Annotated in this window: 16 protein-coding genes; 7 read left to right on the forward strand and 9 right to left on the reverse strand. The window is 68.2% G+C overall.

The features are described 5' to 3' along the window. Positions 1-389 precede the first annotated feature (389 nt). Complete coding sequence (locus tag ACTRWB_RS36630; RefSeq protein ID WP_446904782.1) at positions 390-2,042, forward strand: methyl-accepting chemotaxis protein; 1,653 nt, start codon at positions 390-392, stop codon at positions 2,040-2,042. Positions 2,043-2,063: 21 nt separating this feature from the next. Here the strand turns inward: ACTRWB_RS36630 and ACTRWB_RS36635 are convergent, their stop codons facing one another. From ACTRWB_RS36635 to ACTRWB_RS36650, 4 genes are read right to left on the reverse strand one after another with little or no spacing between them, the layout of a single operon-like run. After that, a complete protein-coding gene (locus ACTRWB_RS36635) occupies positions 2,064-2,939 on the reverse strand; it encodes an efflux RND transporter periplasmic adaptor subunit (protein ID WP_446904783.1) in 876 nt (291 codons plus the stop codon). Positions 2,940-2,951: 12 nt separating this feature from the next. Next, the gene (locus ACTRWB_RS36640; RefSeq protein ID WP_048244099.1) at positions 2,952-3,155 is read right to left on the reverse strand and encodes a DUF1656 domain-containing protein; all 204 of its coding nucleotides are present in this window, start codon (positions 3,153-3,155) and stop codon (positions 2,952-2,954) included. After that, positions 3,152-5,356 carry an FUSC family protein gene (locus tag ACTRWB_RS36645; RefSeq protein ID WP_193098204.1) on the reverse strand — a complete coding sequence of 735 codons (2,205 nt, stop codon included), beginning with the start codon at positions 5,354-5,356 and terminating at the stop codon, positions 3,152-3,154. Before ACTRWB_RS36645 ends, ACTRWB_RS36640 begins: the two co-directional genes overlap by 4 nt. A gap of 15 nt (positions 5,357-5,371) precedes the next feature. Further along, the gene (locus ACTRWB_RS36650; protein WP_446904784.1) at positions 5,372-6,934 is read right to left on the reverse strand and encodes an efflux transporter outer membrane subunit; all 1,563 of its coding nucleotides are present in this window, start codon (positions 6,932-6,934) and stop codon (positions 5,372-5,374) included. A 157-nt stretch (positions 6,935-7,091) separates the two neighbouring features. Between ACTRWB_RS36650 and ACTRWB_RS36655 the strand changes: the two genes are divergently transcribed. Beyond that, a complete protein-coding gene (locus tag ACTRWB_RS36655) occupies positions 7,092-8,033 on the forward strand; it encodes a LysR family transcriptional regulator (RefSeq protein ID WP_129514372.1) in 942 nt (313 codons plus the stop codon). 117 nt (positions 8,034-8,150) lie between these two features. Continuing rightward, positions 8,151-8,315: a hypothetical protein gene (locus ACTRWB_RS36660; protein ID WP_164992006.1), complete on the forward strand. Its 165-nt coding sequence runs from the start codon at positions 8,151-8,153 to the stop codon at positions 8,313-8,315. A 59-nt stretch (positions 8,316-8,374) separates the two neighbouring features. Here the strand turns inward: ACTRWB_RS36660 and ACTRWB_RS36665 are convergent, their stop codons facing one another. Genes ACTRWB_RS36665 through wrbA form a run of 4 tightly spaced genes read right to left on the reverse strand, consistent with a single transcriptional unit; the run spans position 8,375 to position 11,671 of the window. Next, positions 8,375-9,205 carry a metallophosphoesterase family protein gene (locus ACTRWB_RS36665; RefSeq protein ID WP_446904785.1) on the reverse strand — a complete coding sequence of 277 codons (831 nt, stop codon included), beginning with the start codon at positions 9,203-9,205 and terminating at the stop codon, positions 8,375-8,377. Between the two features lie 25 nt (positions 9,206-9,230). Continuing rightward, positions 9,231-10,652, reverse strand: a complete 1,422-nt coding sequence (locus ACTRWB_RS36670) for an FAD-binding oxidoreductase (protein ID WP_446904786.1) — start codon at positions 10,650-10,652, stop codon at positions 9,231-9,233. 18 nt (positions 10,653-10,670) lie between these two features. Then, complete coding sequence (locus tag ACTRWB_RS36675) at positions 10,671-11,063, reverse strand: DUF2069 domain-containing protein (RefSeq protein ID WP_129514375.1); 393 nt, start codon at positions 11,061-11,063, stop codon at positions 10,671-10,673. After that, a complete protein-coding gene (gene wrbA, locus ACTRWB_RS36680; RefSeq protein WP_129514376.1) occupies positions 11,060-11,671 on the reverse strand; it encodes an NAD(P)H:quinone oxidoreductase in 612 nt (203 codons plus the stop codon). The genes ACTRWB_RS36675 and wrbA overlap by 4 nt, the downstream gene beginning before the upstream one ends. A 144-nt stretch (positions 11,672-11,815) precedes the next feature. On the opposite strand from wrbA, the gene ACTRWB_RS36685 reads away from it, so the two are divergent. After that, complete coding sequence (locus tag ACTRWB_RS36685) at positions 11,816-13,147, forward strand: YihY family inner membrane protein (protein WP_446904787.1); 1,332 nt, start codon at positions 11,816-11,818, stop codon at positions 13,145-13,147. 16 nt (positions 13,148-13,163) lie between these two features. On the opposite strand, the gene ACTRWB_RS36690 is transcribed toward ACTRWB_RS36685, so the two are convergent. After that, on the reverse strand, positions 13,164-13,481 hold the full coding sequence (locus ACTRWB_RS36690; RefSeq protein WP_047900495.1) for an Mpo1-like protein: 318 nt from the start codon (positions 13,479-13,481) through the stop codon (positions 13,164-13,166). Positions 13,482-13,645: 164 nt separating this feature from the next. Here ACTRWB_RS36690 and ACTRWB_RS36695 point away from each other — a divergent pair, with 164 nt between their 5' ends. The 3 genes from ACTRWB_RS36695 (at position 13,646) to aroC (ending at position 17,607) form a co-directional block, all read left to right on the forward strand. Then, positions 13,646-14,101, forward strand: coding sequence for a CBS domain-containing protein (locus tag ACTRWB_RS36695; RefSeq protein ID WP_048244084.1), 456 nt, complete (start codon positions 13,646-13,648; stop codon positions 14,099-14,101). A 288-nt stretch (positions 14,102-14,389) separates the two neighbouring features. After that, on the forward strand, positions 14,390-16,255 hold the full coding sequence (locus ACTRWB_RS36700) for an MFS transporter (protein WP_446904789.1): 1,866 nt from the start codon (positions 14,390-14,392) through the stop codon (positions 16,253-16,255). Between the two features lie 251 nt (positions 16,256-16,506). After that, entirely contained in the window at positions 16,507-17,607 is a 1,101-nt protein-coding gene (gene aroC, locus ACTRWB_RS36705; RefSeq protein ID WP_193098211.1) for a chorismate synthase, read from the forward strand. Positions 17,608-17,676: the final 69 nt, after the last annotated feature.

Consider the following 17,676-nt stretch of genomic DNA (forward strand, 5'->3'; position numbering starts at 1 on the left):
GAGGTGACGGGCGCGCTCTGATGGGGATCGGCGCGTTTTGAATCGTTGCTGCGTCAAAGAAGTGTAATGTGGCGTATCGGGAATGTCAGGCCAAGTTTTATCGCGAATCGGACATTCATGTGACGGATCGGCCGGTGCCCGTTTTTTTGACCGGGTATAACGCTGGCGGCGTGTCCGCCCGATCGCGGAGCCGCGCCGGGGCCCGGATGCGCGTATGACCGGACTCAAGAAACGGCGGTGGCGGCCGTAGATGAACCCAATGACAACAGGCGCGCCGCGCCCGGCACCGGCTACCCGCCGTGCGGGCGCAGGACGCGCGGCATGGCCAGCCGTCGCGGGAACGCCGGAACCGACCTTTCCGGCAACGTGATCCATACGGGGATATATCGATGAAAGCAGCATCATTGCATCCGCAGCCAGGTGCGGCCGCCGGTCGCGCCGCACGGCGCACGCGAGCGGCGCGTCGCGAGCGCCGGCCGTGGACCGTCAAGTCGACCTTGCGCGCCGCATTCGCGATCCTGCTGGCCGGCACGCTCGCGATCGGCGTGTTTTCGCTGTGGCAGATCAGCCGGCTGAACGCGTCGATCGCGTCGGTCTACGAGCAGGGCCACGTCGCGAGCCGCGCGGCGCAGGAGGTCCGGGCCGAGCTGCTGCGGGCGAGCCGTGCGCAGAAGATGCTGCTGACCGCCACCACCGCGAAGGAGCGCGACGAACTGGGCGCCGAGGTCGGCGCGGGGCTCGCGTCGATCGGGCAGGCGCTCGGCACGCTGCAGCGCTACGCCGATCCGGCCGATGCCGACGATTCGGCGCGGCTGCGTGCGTTCTCGACGGCTGTCGGCACGTGGAGCGCGCATCTGCGCGATTTCGTCACGCTGGTGCGCGCGCAGCCGCTCGACCTGTCGCAGATGAACTGGCAGGTCGGTACGCAGGACGTGTCGCTGCTGGTCGAAACCGGCAAGCTCGAGAAACTCGTCGCCGACCTCGTGAAGACGCGCGGCGAGAAGTCGAAGGCGACGCTCGATGCGTCCGCCACCATCTTCTCGTCGTCGTTCGCGATGATCGCGGCGATGACGGCCGCGCTGATCGTGCTCGCGATCGTGATCGCCGAGCGCGTCGTGCGCCGCCTCGCGTCGCAGCTCGGCGGCGAGCCCGCGCATGCGAAGGCGATCGCCGCGGATATCGCGCGCGGCGACTTGACGCGGCCGATCACGCTCGGCCGGCACGACCGCGACAGCATGGTGCGCGCGCTGGCCGAGATGCAGACGGGGCTCGCGGCGACCGTCGGCGAGATCGCCGTCAGCGCCGAGGCCATCGCGGCCGCGTCCGGCGAGATCTCGACCGGCAATCTCGACCTGTCGCGGCGCACCGAGCAGCAGGCCGTCGCGCTCGAGCGCACCGCGGCCAGCATGGAGCAGCTCACGTCGACCGTGCGGCAGAACGCCGAGAATGCGCGCCAGGCGAGCACGCTCGCGGCCAATGCGTCGGCCGTCGCGGAGACGGGCGGTGAAGTCGTCGGGCGGGTGGTCGCGACGATGAGCGAGATCGACGACAGCGCGAAGAACATTCGCGACATCATCGGGACGATCGAGGGGATCGCGTTCCAGACCAACATTCTCGCGTTGAACGCGGCGGTCGAGGCCGCGCGCGCCGGCGAGCAGGGGCGCGGCTTCTCGGTGGTCGCGGGCGAGGTGCGCCTGCTCGCGCAGCGCGCGGCGACGGCGGCAAAGGAGATCCGCGCGCTGATCGGCGCGTCGGTCGAGCGCGTCGCGAACGGCGCGGCGCTCGCGCACGATGCGGGCCGCACGATGGGCGACGTCGTGCGCGCGGTCAAGCGCGTGACCGACATCATCGGCGAGATTTCCGCGGCATCGGACGAGCAGAGCGCCGGGATCGAAGAGATCGGCCACGCGGTCACGCAGATGGACTCAGGCACCCAGCAGAACGCGGCACTCGTCGAACAGGCGGCCGCCGCGGCGAATGCGCTCGACGAGCAGGCGCAGGCATTGAAGTCGCTGGTCGGGCGCTTTCGCATCGCTGCGTGAGCGCGCCCGGCCGTCCGGCCATCAGGACTTCTTTCGCTGGTCCGGATCGATGATGACCGTGCAGGTCGTGCCCGCCGACAGCACCACGTCGGCCGGCACCTCGTCGATCCGGATGCGCACCGGCACGCGCTGCGCGAGGCGCACCCAGTTGAAGGTCGGGTTCACGTCCGCGACGAGGTCGCGGCTTTGCGGATTGTCGCGATCGTAGATGCCGCGCGAGATGCTTTCGACATGGCCCTTCATCACGCCGCCGCTCATCAGCCGCATTTCGGCCGGCGCGCCGATCTTCACGCGCGGCAGCTTGGTTTCCTCGAAGTAGCCGTAGACCCAGAACGAATGGCTGTCGACGATCGCGAGTTTCGCCTGGCCGGCCACCGCGTAGTTGCCCTTGAACGTCTGCAGGTTCGTGATGTAACCGTCGACCGGCGCGACGACGCGCGTGCGCTCGAGATTGAGCTTCGCGGCGTCGAGCGCGGCGATCGCCTGCTGGTACTGCGCATCGGCGCTCGACGCGCTGTGCGCCGCGTTCTCGCGGTTTTCCTTCGACACGACGAGCGCATCGAGATCCGCGCGGCGGGTCGCATCGTCGCGGCGCATCTGCAGTTCCGCGCGGCGCGCGGCGACGGCTGCCTGGGCCTGCTCGACCGCGATCTGGTAGTGCGACGGGTCGATCTGCATGATCAGGTCGCCCTTTTTCACGAGCTGGTTGTCATGCACGGGCAGCTCGACGATCGCGCCCGACACGTCCGGCGCGACGTTGACGATCTCGGCGCGCACGCGCCCGTCGCGCGTCCACGGATCGTCCATGTAGTGCACCCACAGCGAGCGCCCGATCAGGATCGCGACGAGAAGGATGACGGCGGTCGCGACGAAGCCGAAGAGTTTTCTGAGAATCATGATGGTTCGGAATCAACGGTAAACGGCAAGACTCAGTCCGCCGCAAATGCAGACGAGAAGGCAGGCCCGGAACAACGACGGGTGCCAGACGACCCGGTAGAGGCCCGTATAGGCAAGCAGGCGGTCGACGGCCCAGGTCGCGAGCGCGCCCAGGACGAACATCAGCACCACCGTGGGCATGTAGGCATCGAGAATGGCGATTTCACGCGGCATCATGACGAGGCTCCAGGTTGGGGACGCACGGGGCGGTTGCGGTAAAGCGGCTCGAGCGGCGATTCCGGATCGAGCAGCGCCGTGCGCACGAAATGAAGATGGCTCAGGATGCGCTGCAGCCGGTGGCGTTCGTCGCGCGTCGGTGCGAACACGTCGAGCGCCTGCCGGGTCGCGTCGATCGCCGCATTGGTCGCGGCGAGCGTCGCATCGAAGCGTGCGGCGCTCGGCTTCGAGAACAGCGTCGCCAGCGCGCCGCGCATCGTCTCGATCGCGCGACGCCACGGCATCGACGGCGCATAACGCGGGTCGGGCGGCAGCGCCGCCAGCTCGTGGCGCAGGTCGATCGCCGCATTGCCGGTTTCGAGCACCGCGAACATCCAGCGCAGCGCGTCGCGCTGCACGTCGGGCTGGTCGGCCGACAGCGTGTGCGCCTGATACATCAGGTCGCGCGCACCGCTCTCGAAACGCGTGCGCAATCCGGCGAGCCGCGCATGGCAGGCCGCGACGGCCTGGTGGCGCAGATCGGCGAACAGCCGCTTCTTGAGCCACGGCGCGGTCGGCGGGAACAGCACCGCGAACGCGATCGCCGATACCAGCATCGACAGCACGAGCGCGAGCGCGTCGTTCATGAAGCTGGTCGGGTCGTAGTGCGTGATGTTGTCCGGGCCGGCGAGGAAGCTGAAGAAGATCAGGTAGCCCATCCCGTAGCCCGCGAGCTTCGGCTTCAACGTCATGAAGATGCCGATCGCGAGGAGCGGCGCGAGGGCGACGCACAGCAGCGGGAATCCGTCGATGTGCGGATAGATCCCGAACGTCAGCAGGAAGCCGGTACAGACGGCGAGCGCCGTCCCCATGCCCATCTGCGCGGACATCGCGGTCGGCCGCGGCGTCGACGACGCGAGCGCGCAGGTGGCCGCCGCCGTCAGCGTGAGCGTCACGCCGCTCGGCCAGGCCGTCTCGATCCAGAACCAGCCGAGCAGGAGGATCACGGTCGCGGTGCGGATCGCCGCGATCACCATCGCCGTCATGTTGGTGCGCGGCTCATAGCGTTCGATCCAGCGTTCGCGTTCGTGCGTCGGCGTCGACAGCGACGCGTAGGTCGCCGCGTACTCGTGCAGGTCGGTGATGAAGCGGTACAGCAGTTCGGCGGCCGTGTCGAAATCGAGCAACGGAAAGTCCGGCTGCGTTTCGAGCGCCGCGCGCGTCGCGCGGATGCGGCGCGGCAGCGCATCGCGCCACGCGAGCAGCTGCTCGGCCGCATGCCCCGCGTCGGTCGACGTGCGTACGGGTTCGCCGCCCGGCGTCAGCAGCAGCGGCGCGATCTCGCGGAAGTACGGCTCGATCGCGTCGATCGCGGCCTGCGCGCCGATCGCATGCAGCCTGTTCATCAACTGGTGCAGCGCATGGAAACGGCTCGACGCGCTCATGAATTCGCTGTTCAGCCGCGCGAGGCGGCCGCTGCGCATCCGCGTGTCCGGATCCTCGAACACGGCCATGCTGCGCGCGGCTTCGAACCCGACCACGTCGGCGACGAAGCGCGTATGGATGGTTTCGATATGCGCGCGGTCGAGCTTGCCCGACAGCGCCGACGCGACGTAGTCGACGAAGCTGCCGAAGCGCTTGCGCACTGTCGTGCGCATCTGCTCGCCCGTGTACTGCGGAAACACGAGTGCGCTGACCACGCCGGCCGACACGATCCCGACCATGATTTCGGCCACCCGCGTCAGCGCGCTCATGAACGCGCCGTCCGGGTGCTGCGAAGCGGGCAGTCCGATCAGCGCGGTCGTATAACCGGCCAGCAGGAAACCGTAGCTGCGGAAGTTGCGGTTGCGCGCGGCGCCGGCCGTGCACAGCGCGACCCACAGCGCGACCGCCAGCAGGAACAGCTGCGGCTGCTGCGGGAACAGCCCGACGAACGTGAGCGTCGCGATGAGCCCGAAGATCGTGCCGGCGACGCGGTAGAAGCTTTTCGCGAGCACCGCGCCGCTTTGCGGTTGCATCACGATGAACACCGTCGTCATCGCGGTTTTCGGCGCGGGCAGGTCGAGCCGCATCGACACGCCGGTTGCGATGAACGCGGCGAGCAGCGCCTTGAACAGATAGAGCCACGCGGCGCCGTCGGTGCGGGCCCAGTCGCCGAACGCGGCGTACCAGGCCGCGAGCGGACCGCCGGCGTGCGTGGAAGCGGAGGAGGAGGCTGACATGGCGGGCGCTCCGCGTTACCGTGCGGCCGGCACGCCGGACGCGCCGGCGGTGGCGACCTGCGCGGGCCGGGCGACCGCTGCAGCGGGCTTTGCATCCGATGCGCCGGCCGCGGCGGGTTCGTCATGCGGAACGTCGCTACCCGTTTCGACACCGCCACCGAGCGCGGCCATCAGCTGCGCATGCGCGGCGAGGCGCTCCGCATCGATGCGGGCGGCCGTCTCCTGCGCGCGCAGCAGCTGCTGTTGCGCGATCAGCACGTTCACGTAATCGGTCAGCCCGCGGCGGAAGCCTTCGCGCGACAGCTGGTAGCTGCGGTCGTTGGCGGCCACCGAGCGCGCGGCATCCTTCTTCTGCGTATCGAGCGAACGGATCCGCACGACCTGGTCGGCGATGTCCTTGAGCGCGCCGACGATCGTCTGGTTGTAGCGCTCGACCGCCTGGTCGTAACCGGCGTTCGCGGCGCCGAGCTGCGCGCGCAACCGGCCGCCTTCGAAGATCGGCAGCGACAGCGCGGGGCCGGCGGTCCAGCCGCCGTTCATCGCGCGCAGGAAGTCGGTGAACGGCGCGGTCACGCCGAAGCCGCCGACCGTCGCGAGCAGGTCGATGTTCGGGTAGAACGATGCCTTCGCGACGTCGATGCCGCGCGCCTGCGCGTCGACCGTCCAGCGCGCCGCGACCACGTCGGGGCGGCGGCCGAGCAGGTCGGCCGGCATCGCCGACGGCAGGCCGGCTGGCGCATCGAGCGAGAGCTGCGGCCGCGTGATCGCGTCGCCTGCACCCGGACCCTTGCCGGCCAGCGCGGCGAGCTGGTGGCGCGCGAGCTGGATCGCTTCTTCATAGCTGTCGATCTGGCGTTCGTAGTCGGGCAGCGTCGATTCCGCCTGGCTTACTTCGAGCTGCGTGCCGAGGCCGGCCTGCAGGCGCTTGCGCGCGAGATCGGCGAGCGAGCGCTGGCGTTCGAAGGTTTCGTGCGCGAGGTCGAGCAGCGCATAGTTCATCGACATGCCGACATACGCGCGCACGACGTTGACTTCGAGCTCGAGCTTCGCCGCACGCGCGTCGGCGGCGGTCGCATGCGCGGTGTCGAGCGCGCGCTCGGTCGTGTTCTTGTCCTTGCCCCACAGGTCGAGGTGGTACGACAGGCCGAGCGTGCCCGTGTTGTTCCAGGTATCGGCGTTCGCGAGCGGGCCCGGGCCGTAGTACACGTTGTCGGGCCAATGCTCGCGCATCAGCGACAGGTTGCCGTTGATCTGCGGCAGTTCGGCCGAGCGGGCCACACGCGCCATTGCCTGCGCTTCGCGCACCCGTGCCTCGGCGGCCGCGAGCGTCGGGTTGCCGGCCTGGGCGGCGGCGATCCACGTATCGAGTTGCGGATCGCGGTAGGCGCGCCACCAGTCGGCCGCGGGCCAGCCCGCGTCCCGGTCGGCCGCGCGGATGGCCGCGCCGGCGTCGAGCGCGTTCGCTTCGATGCGGGCCGACTGCGGCTTGTTGTCGCCCATGCTCGCGCATCCGGCCATTATTAATGAGACTGCAAGAACCGCCAGTGCGAGCGTCCCTTTTGGTGCCGGAGACTGCACGATTTTCTCCCTTTCGGATATAGATGAGCCGGATGCGATTATATTTTTCAGTGATTCCTGAATAAATGGACAACGGTGCAAGTCATTTTTACGAATCCTGAGATAATATTTGTTCGCCTCTGTGCAACAATCCCTCCGGATTCAAACGGGTATTGGGATGGATACGTTACAAAACATGCGGGTATTCGTCCGTGTGGTCGACGCGGGAAGCTTTACCGCGGCTGCCCAGCAGATGAATTCGACCACCGCCTACGCGTCGCGCGCGGTCTCGGATCTCGAGGCGCACCTGCGCACGCGTCTCCTGAACCGCACGACGCGGCGGATCGCACTGACCGAAGCCGGTGAGCGCTATCTGCAGCGTTGCGAGCAGATCCTCGCGTATGTCGACCAGGCCGAAGCCGAGGCGGGTGACGCGCACGCGCGCCCGTCGGGCAAGCTGAAGGTCCATTGCTTCACGAGCCTCGGCCAGCACTACCTGGTGCCGGCCATCGCGCGCTATCGCGAGCGCTATCCGGACGTGCACGTCGAGTTGACGCTCGCGCAGCGGATGCCCGATCTGCTCGACGAGGGGTACGACGTCGCGATCGTCGTCGGCCGCGACCTGCCCGATTCGGGGCTGGTGTCGCAGCGGCTCGGCGAGAGCTACAGCGTGGTGTGCGCATCGCCCGGCTACGTCGAGGCGCACGGCGTGCCGCTGCGGCCGGCGGATCTCGCGCAGCACGTGTGCCTCGGGATGGTCGCGCCGGGCTTTCACTACGACGAATGGGTGCTGGCGGGGCCGAACGGCGACGAGATCGTCCCGATCACGGCGCCGCCGTTTCGCGTGAACGTCGCCGAGGCGCTCGCGGTGGCCGTGCGGGAGGGGATGGGGGTCGGCGGGCTGCCGCTTTATTCGGCGATCGGCTGGCTGCGCAGCGGGCACATCGTGCGCGTGATGCCCGAGTACCGGTCGCACGTGATGAACATCTACGCGCTCTATCCGTCGCGCCAGTACCTCGACGCGAAAATTCGCACCTGGGTCGATTTCCTGCGCGACGAGCTGCCGTCCACGCTCGAAGCCGACGAAGCCGCGCTCGAGCAGTACACGCGTGCGACATGAGCGCGCGGTCGACCGCAATCTGACCAGATTTGTCCTTCACGCAACATTTTTTTACGAACGCGTGCCAGACAGTTTGATACTGTGGGAATTATCGAGATACGTCACACCGGAGTAGCAATGGATACGCACCTGATGATCGGCCTTGGCGTCCTGCTTGGCGCGGCCGCTGCCGCCGCGGCGACCCGCGACCTGCTGCGTGCGATGAAGGCGAAGGCGCGGATGAAGCCGGTGCCGGTGCGCGTGCGCGAGCCCCAGCACGGCGCGCGCCGTAACGACCGCTGATCGGGTCATATCAGCCCGGGTCGGAGCAGGCCGCGCAACGCGGCCGGGCGGGCCGGCGTTCAGCCGAGCTCGACGACCTTGTCCCACGCGAACGCGGTATTTTCCCGTTCGCCGGTGCGCCGGTGGATGTAGCCGCGCGGGTTGCACACCACGCGTGTGCCGCCGTCCGCAACGTAGTCGAATGACGTATGCGTGTGGCCGTGGAGCCACAGATCCACCGGCGGCCGCACCAGTTCCGCCATGTCCGTGACGAATCCCGCCGAAGCGAGGTCTTGCGCATAGCGTTCCGCCAGCGAACGCCGGTGCGGCGCATGATGGGTGACGACGATCGTCCGGCCCGCGAACGGCACCGCGAGCTGCGCTTCCAGCCATGCGCGACCTTGCCGATGCAGCGCGATCGCGTCGGCCGGCGAGAAATCCCGTTCCGCGGCGCCCGGTGCCGCATGCAGCGCCGCGTCGTGCGGCCAGGTCACCTGGATCAATCCCTTGAAATCAAGCATCACGCGCAGCGCGGCGTCGATTGCATTGGCGATGCTGGTCTCGTCCGTGCCGAACAGTGAGAAATCGGCCCAGAGCGTCGTGCCGAGCACGCGGAAGCGCTGTTCGGGATCGACGTAGACGCCGTTGTTCAGGTAATGCACGTTGTCGAGCGTATGCGCCGCGTCGCGCATCGCCGTCTCCAGCGCACCGAATTCCCCGTCGTAGTACTCGTGGTTGCCCGGCACGTAGATCACCGGTACATCCGGGTCGAACGTCTCGGCGGCCCAGCGCAGCCCTTCCGCGTGATTGTGGATGTCGCCGGCCAGTACGACGAGATCCGCGTCGGCATGCGCGATGGTGTCGGGCTGGTTGCTTTCGAGATGCAGGTCGGACAGGACGCGGACTTTCACGGGCTTCGCTCCGGAGTGGGCGGGTTCAGCGCAGGACCTTGCCGGGGTTCATCAGGCCGCGCGGGTCCAGCGCGGTCTTCAGCGTGCGCATCAGCGTCGTTTCGACCGGCGACTTGTAGCGCTGCGCATCGTCGATCTTCAGCTGGCCGATGCCGTGCTCCGCGCTGATCGTGCCGTGGTGGCGGTGCACGTTGTCGTAGACGATCCGGTTGATCGGCGCCTGGAATGCGGCAAGGAACGCCTTCGGATCGCCGCCTTCGGGCATTTGCACGTTGTAATGCAGGTTGCCGTCGCCGAGGTGGCCGAACGTAACCATCCGCGCGCCCGGCGCGGCCTGCTGGATTGCCGTGTCGGTCTCGTCGATGAAACGCGCGACCGACGAGATCGGCACCGCGATGTCGTGCTTGATGTTGAGCCCCTCGTCGGCCTGCGCGAGCGGGATGTGCTCGCGCAGGTCCCAGAACGCGCGCGACTGCGCGAGATTCTCCGCGACCACCGCGTCGACCACGAGCCCGGCCTCGAACGCTTCTTCCATCAGTTTCTCGAACAGCGCGCGCGCATGGGCTTCGCTTTCGTTGTCGGACAGTTCGAGCAGCACCGTCTGCGCATGCGTTTGCGCGAACGGGTAGCGCAGTTGCGGGTAGTGCTTGCCGACCAGCTGCATGCAGAAATCCGACATCAGCTCGAAGCCGGTCAGCAGCGGCCCGGCCGAGCGCTGCGCGAGCGCGAGGAAATCGAGCGCCGCGTGCGGCGATTCGAGCGCGGCCAGCGCCGTGACCTGCGCGGCCGGCAGCGGGTGCAGCTTCATCACGGCCGCCGTGATGATCCCGAGCGTGCCTTCCGCGCCGATGAACAGGTCGCGCAGGTCGTAACCCGTGTTGTCCTTGCGCAGTCCGCGCAGGCCGTCCCAGATCTCGCCCTGCGGCGTCACGACCTCGAGCCCGAGGCACAGCTCGCGCGCGTTGCCGTAGCGCAGCACCGCGGTGCCGCCCGCATTGGTCGACAGGTTGCCGCCGATCGTGCAGCTGCCTTCCGCCGCGAGGCTCAGCGCGAACAGCCGGCCGCCTTCGCGGGCGCGCGCCTGCACGTCGGCGAGGATCACGCCGGCTTCGACGGTGATCGTGTTGTTGTGCGGGTCGAGCGCACGCACGCGGTTCAGGCGCGCGACGCTCAGGACGGCCTGACTGCCGCTCCCGTCGGGCGTTGCGCCCCCGGCCAGGCCCGTGTTGCCGCCTTGCGGCACGAGCGCGATGCCGTGCGCGTTGGCCAGCTTCACGAGCGCGGCAACTTCGGCCGTGTCGGCCGGCTTCAGCACCGCGCACGCGGCACCCTTGTAGCGGCGCCGCCAGTCGGTCAGGAACGGTTCGGTATCGTGCGGGTCGGTCAGCACGTGGTCGGCGCCGATCGCGTCGCGGCACGCGGAAACGAAAGCTTCGGAGGACATCATCACCTTGTCGCGTAAGGGTCAGGACGCGGCGCGCGCTTTTTTCGCCGCGCGCTTGAACGGCGCGACGTACGCCAGCGCCGCCACGAAGAAGCCGACGGCGAGCGCGGTCTCGCACCAGCCGAGCGTGGCGGACAGCCCGCGATCGGACATGCCGCGCACGATGCCTTCGGCGAAATAAACGAGAATCAGCATGCTCGCCCACTGCATCGTATAGATGTTACGCCGCCAGACGCCGGGCAGCGCGAGCGCGAGCGGCACGGCCTTGAGCATCAGCGCGGAGCCGCCCGGGCGCAGCGGCGCGAGCCACAGCTCCCACGCGAGCGACAGCGCGATCAGCGCGACGAGGCACGCGGCGGCGGCCAGCGCATAACGCGGCCGGGCCGCGACGGCGGGGCGGGCGGGGGCGTTCATGCGGCCTCGGCGGCGGCGAGGGCGGCTGCCGCGCGCGCGAGCCGCACGCCGAGCGCGGCCGCGAGCGCCTTTTCGTCCGCCGACAGCCCGCCGGGCGCGTCGCGATCGTGCTGCGACACATGCGATGCGCCGTACGGCGTGCCGCCGGTGCGCGTCGTGCTGAGTGCGGATTCGGTGTACGGGATGCCGACGATCATCATCCCGTGATGCAACAGCGGCAGCATCATCGACAGCAGCGTCGATTCCTGGCCGCCGTGCAGGCTGCCCGTCGACGTGAACACGCTCGCCGGTTTGCCGGTCAATGCGCCCGACAGCCATTGCGGCGTCGTGCCGTCGAGGAAATACTTGAGCGAGGCGGCCATGTTGCCGAAGCGGGTCGGCGAGCCGAGCGCGAGGCCCGCGCATTCCTCGAGGTCGCGCAATTCCGCGTACGGCGGGCCGTCGGCGGGGATGTCGGGGGCGGTGCTTTCGCAGACGGTCGATACGGGCGGCACGGTGCGGATGCGCGCCTGCATGCCCGGCACGCTGTCGATGCCGTTCGCGATCGCGAGCGCGAGGTCGCGCGTGGCGCCGTGACGGCTGTAATAGAGGACGAGGATGTCTTTCATGGGCTACGGAGCCGCGTGCGGCCGCGCGCGTGCCCGGTGCAGTCGGCCCCTGCTGGATCGAGCGGCTATTATAGGGGCTGAAGCCGTCGCGCAGCGCGGCGGCGGCGCGCCATCAGGCGCGCGGTATCAGGAAGGAGAAGCCGTTTGCCGAAGTTGAGCGTCGATCTCGACACCCTCAAGCGCCTCGCGCAGTTCGCGGCCCGGCGCAGCGCCGAGGATCGCATCCCGCAAGTGGCGGGCAGCCTGACGTTCACGACGATGCTGGCGCTCGTGCCGCTCGTGACGGTCGCGTTCGCGCTGTTCACCGCGTTCCCGATGTTCGCGTCGTTCCAGATCTCGCTGCAGGGGTTCCTCGCGGATCACCTGATGCCCGCGCAGTTCAACGTCCAGATCTTCAAGTACCTGAACCAGTTCGCGTCGAAGGCCAAGGGGCTGACGACGGCCGGCCTGATCGTGCTCGTCGTCACGTCGGTGATGACGATGATGACGATCGAATCGGCGTTCAACCTGATCTGGCGCGTGCGCAAGCCGCGGCCGTTCGCGCAGCGCGTGCTCGCGTACTGGGCGCTGATCACGCTTGGGCCCTTGTTGTTCGGCGTGAGCCTGTCGATCTCGTCGTACCTGTTCACGCAGTCGCTCGCGTTCACCGGCGCGGGGCCGTCCACGTCGATCGTCGAGTGGCTGCTCGCGCTCGCGTCGCTGCCGCTGACGGTGCTCGCGTTCACGCTGCTGTACGTGTACCTGCCGAACTGCACGGTCGCGTGGCGCGACGCGGTGATCGGCGGGCTGTTCGCGGCCATCGCGTTCGAGTTCGCGAAGCGCGGCTTCGGCTACTACGTGCGGCGCATTCCGACCTATACGGCCGTCTACGGCGCGTTCGCGGCGCTGCCCGTGTTCCTGCTGTGGGTGTACCTGAGCTGGTTCATCGCGCTGCTCGGCGCGATGGTGGCGTCCGCGCTGCCGGCGATTCGCGTCGGCCAGTTCCACCGCATCCACTATCCGGGCAGCGACCTGCTCGACGCGCTCGAGCTGCTCGCCCGGCTGGCCGAGGCGCGCGCGGCCGGCAAGCGCGGTTACACGGCGATGCGGCTCGCGACGATGTTGCGGTGCGACATGGAAACCGCGCAGCGGTTGCTGACGACGATGGAGGAGCGGGAATGGATTGCGCGCCTCGACGGCGGCGGCGACGCCACGCCGCGCTTCATCCTGCTCGCGAACCCGGAAGAGCTGACGCTCGCGCAACTGTTCGACGTGCTGGTGATCGACCGCACGGAGCTGACCTACCAGTTGCAGCGGCGCCGCAGCCATGTCGACGGCGCGGCGTTGCTCGCGGTGCTGGCGAGCGACCGCTTCGACGTGTCGCTCGCGTCGCTGATCGCCGCGCACCGGCTCGCGGGCGCGCAGCCGGCGGGGATTCCCGGGCAGGCGCCGGACGGCGTGCCCGATCCGCACGCGCGGCCGCCGCGGCCCGCGTGAACGCGGTGCCCGGTGGTTACAGCGGAATCTTGCCGGTGCAGATGTCCTTGAACATCACCCAGTCGCCCATCAGGCTGTAGATCGGGTGCCGGAATGTGGCCGGGCGGTTCTTCTCGAAGAAGAAGTGCCCGACCCACGCGAACCCGTAGCCGCAGACGACAGCCGCCGGCAGCCACAGCCAGTGGCCCGTCGCGATTGCCATCGCGACGCAGCCGATCACGCCGAGCGAGCCGATGAAGTGCAGCCGCCGCGACGTCAGGTTCTGGTGTTCGTTCAGGTAATACGGGTAGAAATCGGCGAAGCTCGCGAATTGCTCCGAATGCGTATGCGCCATGGCCGTCTCCTCGGGCGGCTGTCGATGGGGTCATTGTGCGGCGGGCGGGCGGCATCCGCAAGCGGGGCGCGGCTGACCGCACCGGCCTGCGCTTTCCTTTTGACAGGCTTTCCGATAGGATCGAAAGAGGTTTTGCATTCGCATTCAAGCATGAGGGGACTAAGATGCGCGTCAGCGATATTCTGAAAGTGAAGGGCAACACGCTGTTTACGGTGACGCCCGATATGCCGCTGCGCGAAGCGGTCGATACGATGGCCGAGCACGACATCGGTTCGCTCGTCGTGATGGAGTACGGCGATCTCGTCGGGATGCTGACGTTCCGCGAGATCATCCTGCGCCTGCACACCAACGGCGGCGCGATCGGCGACGTGCAGGTGCGCAAGGTGATGGACGAGCCGCTCACGTGCACGCCGGAAACCGACGTCAACGAAGTGCGCCGGATGATGCTCGAGCGCCACGCGCGCTACATGCCCGTGCTCGACAAGAAGGTGCTGATGGGCGTCATCTCGTTCTACGACGTCGCGAAGACGGTCGTCGAGGCGCAGAGCTTCGAGAACCGGATGCTGAAGGCATACATCCGCGACTGGCCGGAATCGGAAGCCGAAGCGCACAAGCCGTGAACCATGCCGCGCCCGTCGCCGTGATGCGTGGGCGCCGCCATCCGGCCCGCGGCGGCGCAGGTTTGTCCTGCGCCGCCGTTTTTTCAACGACAACACAAGGCCCGCGCAGCTTCGCCGAGACGATGCACGCGTATTCCGCATGAGCGATCAAACGCAAGCCACTTCGGGGGAGCGCGCAGAACGGCGCGCCCACGCGTCACAGTTCGACCTGCTGCGCGAGCGCCGTTTCGCGCCGTTCTTCACGACCCAGTTCCTCGGCGCGCTGNCGCCCACGCGTCACAGTTCGACCTGCTGCGCGAGCGCCGTTTCGCGCCGTTCTTCACGACCCAGTTCCTCGGCGCGCTGAACGACAACGTCTTCAAGATCGGCTTCACGTCGCTCGTCACGTATCACACCGCACGGTTCTCCGGCGTCGATGCGAAGACGGCCGCATTCCTGATTTCCGCCATCTTCATTCTGCCGTTCGTGCTGTTCTCGGCGACGTCCGGCCAGATCGCCGACAAATACGACAAGGCGACCCTCACGCGCTTCGTGAAGACCTTCGAGATCGCGCTGATGCTGGTCGGCGCGGCCGGCTTCGTCACGCACAGCGCGACCCTGCTGTATCTGTGCACGTTCATGATGGGGATGCACTCGACGCTGTTCGGGCCCGTCAAGTATTCGTACCTGCCGCAGCATCTCGCCGAGCACGAGCTGGTCGGCGGCAACGGCCTCGTCGAGATGGGCACGTTCATCGCGATCCTGATCGGCACGCTCATCGGCGGCGCGGCCGCGGGTATCGAAGGCAGCGGCGAGCGCGTGCTCGCGGTGAGCGTCGTCGTCATCGCACTCGCGGGGCGGCTCGTCGCGCAGCGCGTGCCGTCCACGCCGGCGCCGCAGCCCGATCTCGTGATCAACTGGAATCCGGTCAGCGAGACCTGGCGCAACCTCGGCCTCGCGCGCCAGAACCGCACCGTGTTCCTGAGCCTGCTCGGCATCTCGTGGCTGTGGTTCGTCGGTGCGACGTTCCTCACGTCGTTCTTCAATTTCGCGAAGGACGTGCTGTCCGCGAGCCCCGACGTCGTCACGATCCTGCTTGCGACATTCTCGGTCGGCATCGGCCTCGGCTCGCTGCTGTGCGAGCGGCTGTCGCAGCGGCGCGTCGAGATCGGTCTCGTGCCGCTCGGCTCGATCGGCATCAGCGTGTTCGCGATCGAGCTGTATTTCGCGAGCCACGCGCTGCCGGCGCCCGGCCATCTGCTGTCGGTCGGCGAATTCCTGGCCGGCGCGCGTCACTGGCGCATCCTTGCGGACCTGTTCCTGCTGGCGATGTTCGGCGGCTTCTACAGCGTGCCGCTGTACGCGCTGATCCAGAGCCGCAGCGCGCCGACGCACCGCGCGCGGATCATCGCCGCGAACAACATCCTGAACGCGCTGTTCATGATCCTGTCGGCGTTGATGGCGATGGGGCTGACCAAGGCCGGCGTCGGCATCCCGGGCCTGTTCCTCGTCACCGCGCTGCTGAACGTCATCGTCGCGGCGTATATCTACCTGCTCGTGCCCGAATTCCTGCTGCGCTTCGTCGCGTGGGTGCTCGTGCACACCTTCTACCGGATTCGCCTCGTGCACGCGGAGCGGATCCCGGAAGAGGGCGGCGCGGTGCTCGTGTGCAACCACGTCAGCTACGTCGACGCGCTCGTGCTGGCCGCCGCGAGCCCGCGCCCGATCCGTTTCGTGATGGATCACCGGATCTTCAAGACGCGCTTCGCGAGCTGGGTGTTCCGGCATGCGAAGGCAATCCCGATCGCGCCGCGCCACGAGGATCCCGCGATGCTCGCGCGCGCGTACGACGCGTGCGAGGCCGCGCTGAAGGACGGCGAACTCGTGTGCATCTTCCCCGAGGGCAAGCTGACGAAGACGGGCGACATCAACACGTTCCACCACGGCATCACCGAGATCCTGGGCCGCACGCCGGCGCCGGTGATTCCGATGGCGCTGCGCGGGCTGTGGGGCAGCTATTTTTCACGGCATTCCGATGCGCGGATGCCGCGGCCCATCAAGCGCGGCGTGATGAGCCGCCTGACGCTGGCGGTCGGCGAACCTGTCCCGGCATCGGTCGCGACGCCCGAGGCGCTGCAGGCTGCGGTGACCGAACTGCGCGGCGCGCGGAAGTAGGCGGGCGCCCGCCGGCGGCGCGCCGGGCAGGCATTCGGCTGCAACCAACCGGGCCTGAACGGGCTTCCGGCCGCACCGTCCCGGCCGGGCGTGCACGTCCCGTGCACCCGGCCTCCATTTCATGCGGCCCGCGCGCCCGGGACGGCTGGCATAATAGCGTCTTACCTCTTTTTCTCGACCGGCAAACGATCGACCTGCCTGCGGCCCGGGCAGCGCATCGGTTTGCCCATTTCTATTTGGGCGGTTCCATCATGTCCGGCAATACCCTCGGCACGCTTTTCACTGTCACGACCTTCGGCGAATCGCACGGTCCCGCGATCGGCTGCGTGATCGACGGCTGCCCGCCGGGGATGGGGCTGACCGAAGCCGACATCCAGGGCGAGCTGGATCGCCGCAAGCCCGGCACGTCGCGGCACGTGACGCAACGGCAGGAGGCCGACGAGGTCGAGATCCTGTCGGGCGTGTTCGAAGGCTTGACGACCGGCACGCCGATCGCGCTGCTGATCCGCAACACCGACCAGCGCAGCAAGGACTACGGCAACATTGTCGAGACGTTCCGTCCCGGTCACGCCGATTACACCTACTGGCAGAAATACGGCATCCGCGATTATCGCGGCGGCGGCCGTTCGTCCGCGCGTCTGACCGCACCGATCGTCGGCGCGGGCGCGGTCGCGAAGAAGTGGCTGCGCGAGCGCTTCGGCGTCGAAGTGCGCGGCTACATGAGCGGCCTTGGCGAGATCGACGTGCCGTTCGTCGACTGGTCGCACGTGCGCGAGAATCCGTTCTTCTCGCCGAACGCGGCGGTCGTTCCGGAGCTCGAGGCCTACATGGATGCGCTGCGCAAGGACGGCGATTCGATCGGTGCGCGTATCGATGTCGTCGCGTCGGGCGTGCCAGTCGGCTGGGGCGAGCCCGTGTTCGATCGACTCGACGCGGACATCGCGAAGGCGATGATGAGCATCAACGCGGTGAAGGGCGTCGAGATCGGCGCGGGTTTCGGCAGCGTCGCGCAGCGCGGCTCGGTGCACGGCGACGAACTGACGCCGAGCGGCTTCGTTGGCAACCATTCGGGCGGCGTGCTGGGCGGGATTTCGACGGGGCAGGACATCACCGTGTCGATCGCGATCAAACCGACGTCGAGCATCCGCACGCCGCGCCGTTCGATCACGAAGGCTGGCGAACAGGCGACGGTGGAGACGTTCGGCCGCCACGATCCGTGCGTCGGCATTCGTGCGACGCCGATCGCCGAGTCGATGCTCGCGCTGGTGCTGATCGACCATGCGCTGCGCCATCGCGCGCAGTGCGGCGACGTCGAGACGCCGACGCCGAAGATTTCGGGCAGCGCGACCTGACGCAAGCGGGCGGGGCGCGGCTGCCCCGTCTCGATCGTCGTGCGACGAAGGCAAACGGGGCGCTGCTTG

The organism is Burkholderia sp. YIM B11467, assembly GCF_052952715.1.

Excerpts from the sequence above, each read along its gene's own strand:
- ACTRWB_RS36690 (WP_047900495.1), bottom strand. The coding sequence starts at position 13,481 with ATGGCGCATACGCATTCGGAGCAATTCGCGAGCTTCGCCGATTTCTAC.
- ACTRWB_RS36655 (WP_129514372.1), top strand. The coding sequence starts at position 7,092 with ATGGATACGTTACAAAACATGCGGGTATTCGTCCGTGTGGTCGACGCG.
- ACTRWB_RS36660 (WP_164992006.1), top strand. The coding sequence starts at position 8,151 with ATGGATACGCACCTGATGATCGGCCTTGGCGTCCTGCTTGGCGCGGCC.
- wrbA (WP_129514376.1), bottom strand. The coding sequence starts at position 11,671 with ATGAAAGACATCCTCGTCCTCTATTACAGCCGTCACGGCGCCACGCGC.
- ACTRWB_RS36640 (WP_048244099.1), bottom strand. The coding sequence starts at position 3,155 with ATGATGCCGCGTGAAATCGCCATTCTCGATGCCTACATGCCCACGGTG.
- ACTRWB_RS36630 (WP_446904782.1), top strand. The coding sequence starts at position 390 with ATGAAAGCAGCATCATTGCATCCGCAGCCAGGTGCGGCCGCCGGTCGC.
- ACTRWB_RS36675 (WP_129514375.1), bottom strand. The coding sequence starts at position 11,063 with ATGAACGCCCCCGCCCGCCCCGCCGTCGCGGCCCGGCCGCGTTATGCG.
- ACTRWB_RS36645 (WP_193098204.1), bottom strand. The coding sequence starts at position 5,356 with ATGTCAGCCTCCTCCTCCGCTTCCACGCACGCCGGCGGTCCGCTCGCG.
- ACTRWB_RS36670 (WP_446904786.1), bottom strand. The coding sequence starts at position 10,652 with ATGATGTCCTCCGAAGCTTTCGTTTCCGCGTGCCGCGACGCGATCGGC.
- ACTRWB_RS36695 (WP_048244084.1), top strand. The coding sequence starts at position 13,646 with ATGCGCGTCAGCGATATTCTGAAAGTGAAGGGCAACACGCTGTTTACG.
- ACTRWB_RS36635 (WP_446904783.1), bottom strand. The coding sequence starts at position 2,939 with ATGATTCTCAGAAAACTCTTCGGCTTCGTCGCGACCGCCGTCATCCTT.
- aroC (WP_193098211.1), top strand. The coding sequence starts at position 16,507 with ATGTCCGGCAATACCCTCGGCACGCTTTTCACTGTCACGACCTTCGGC.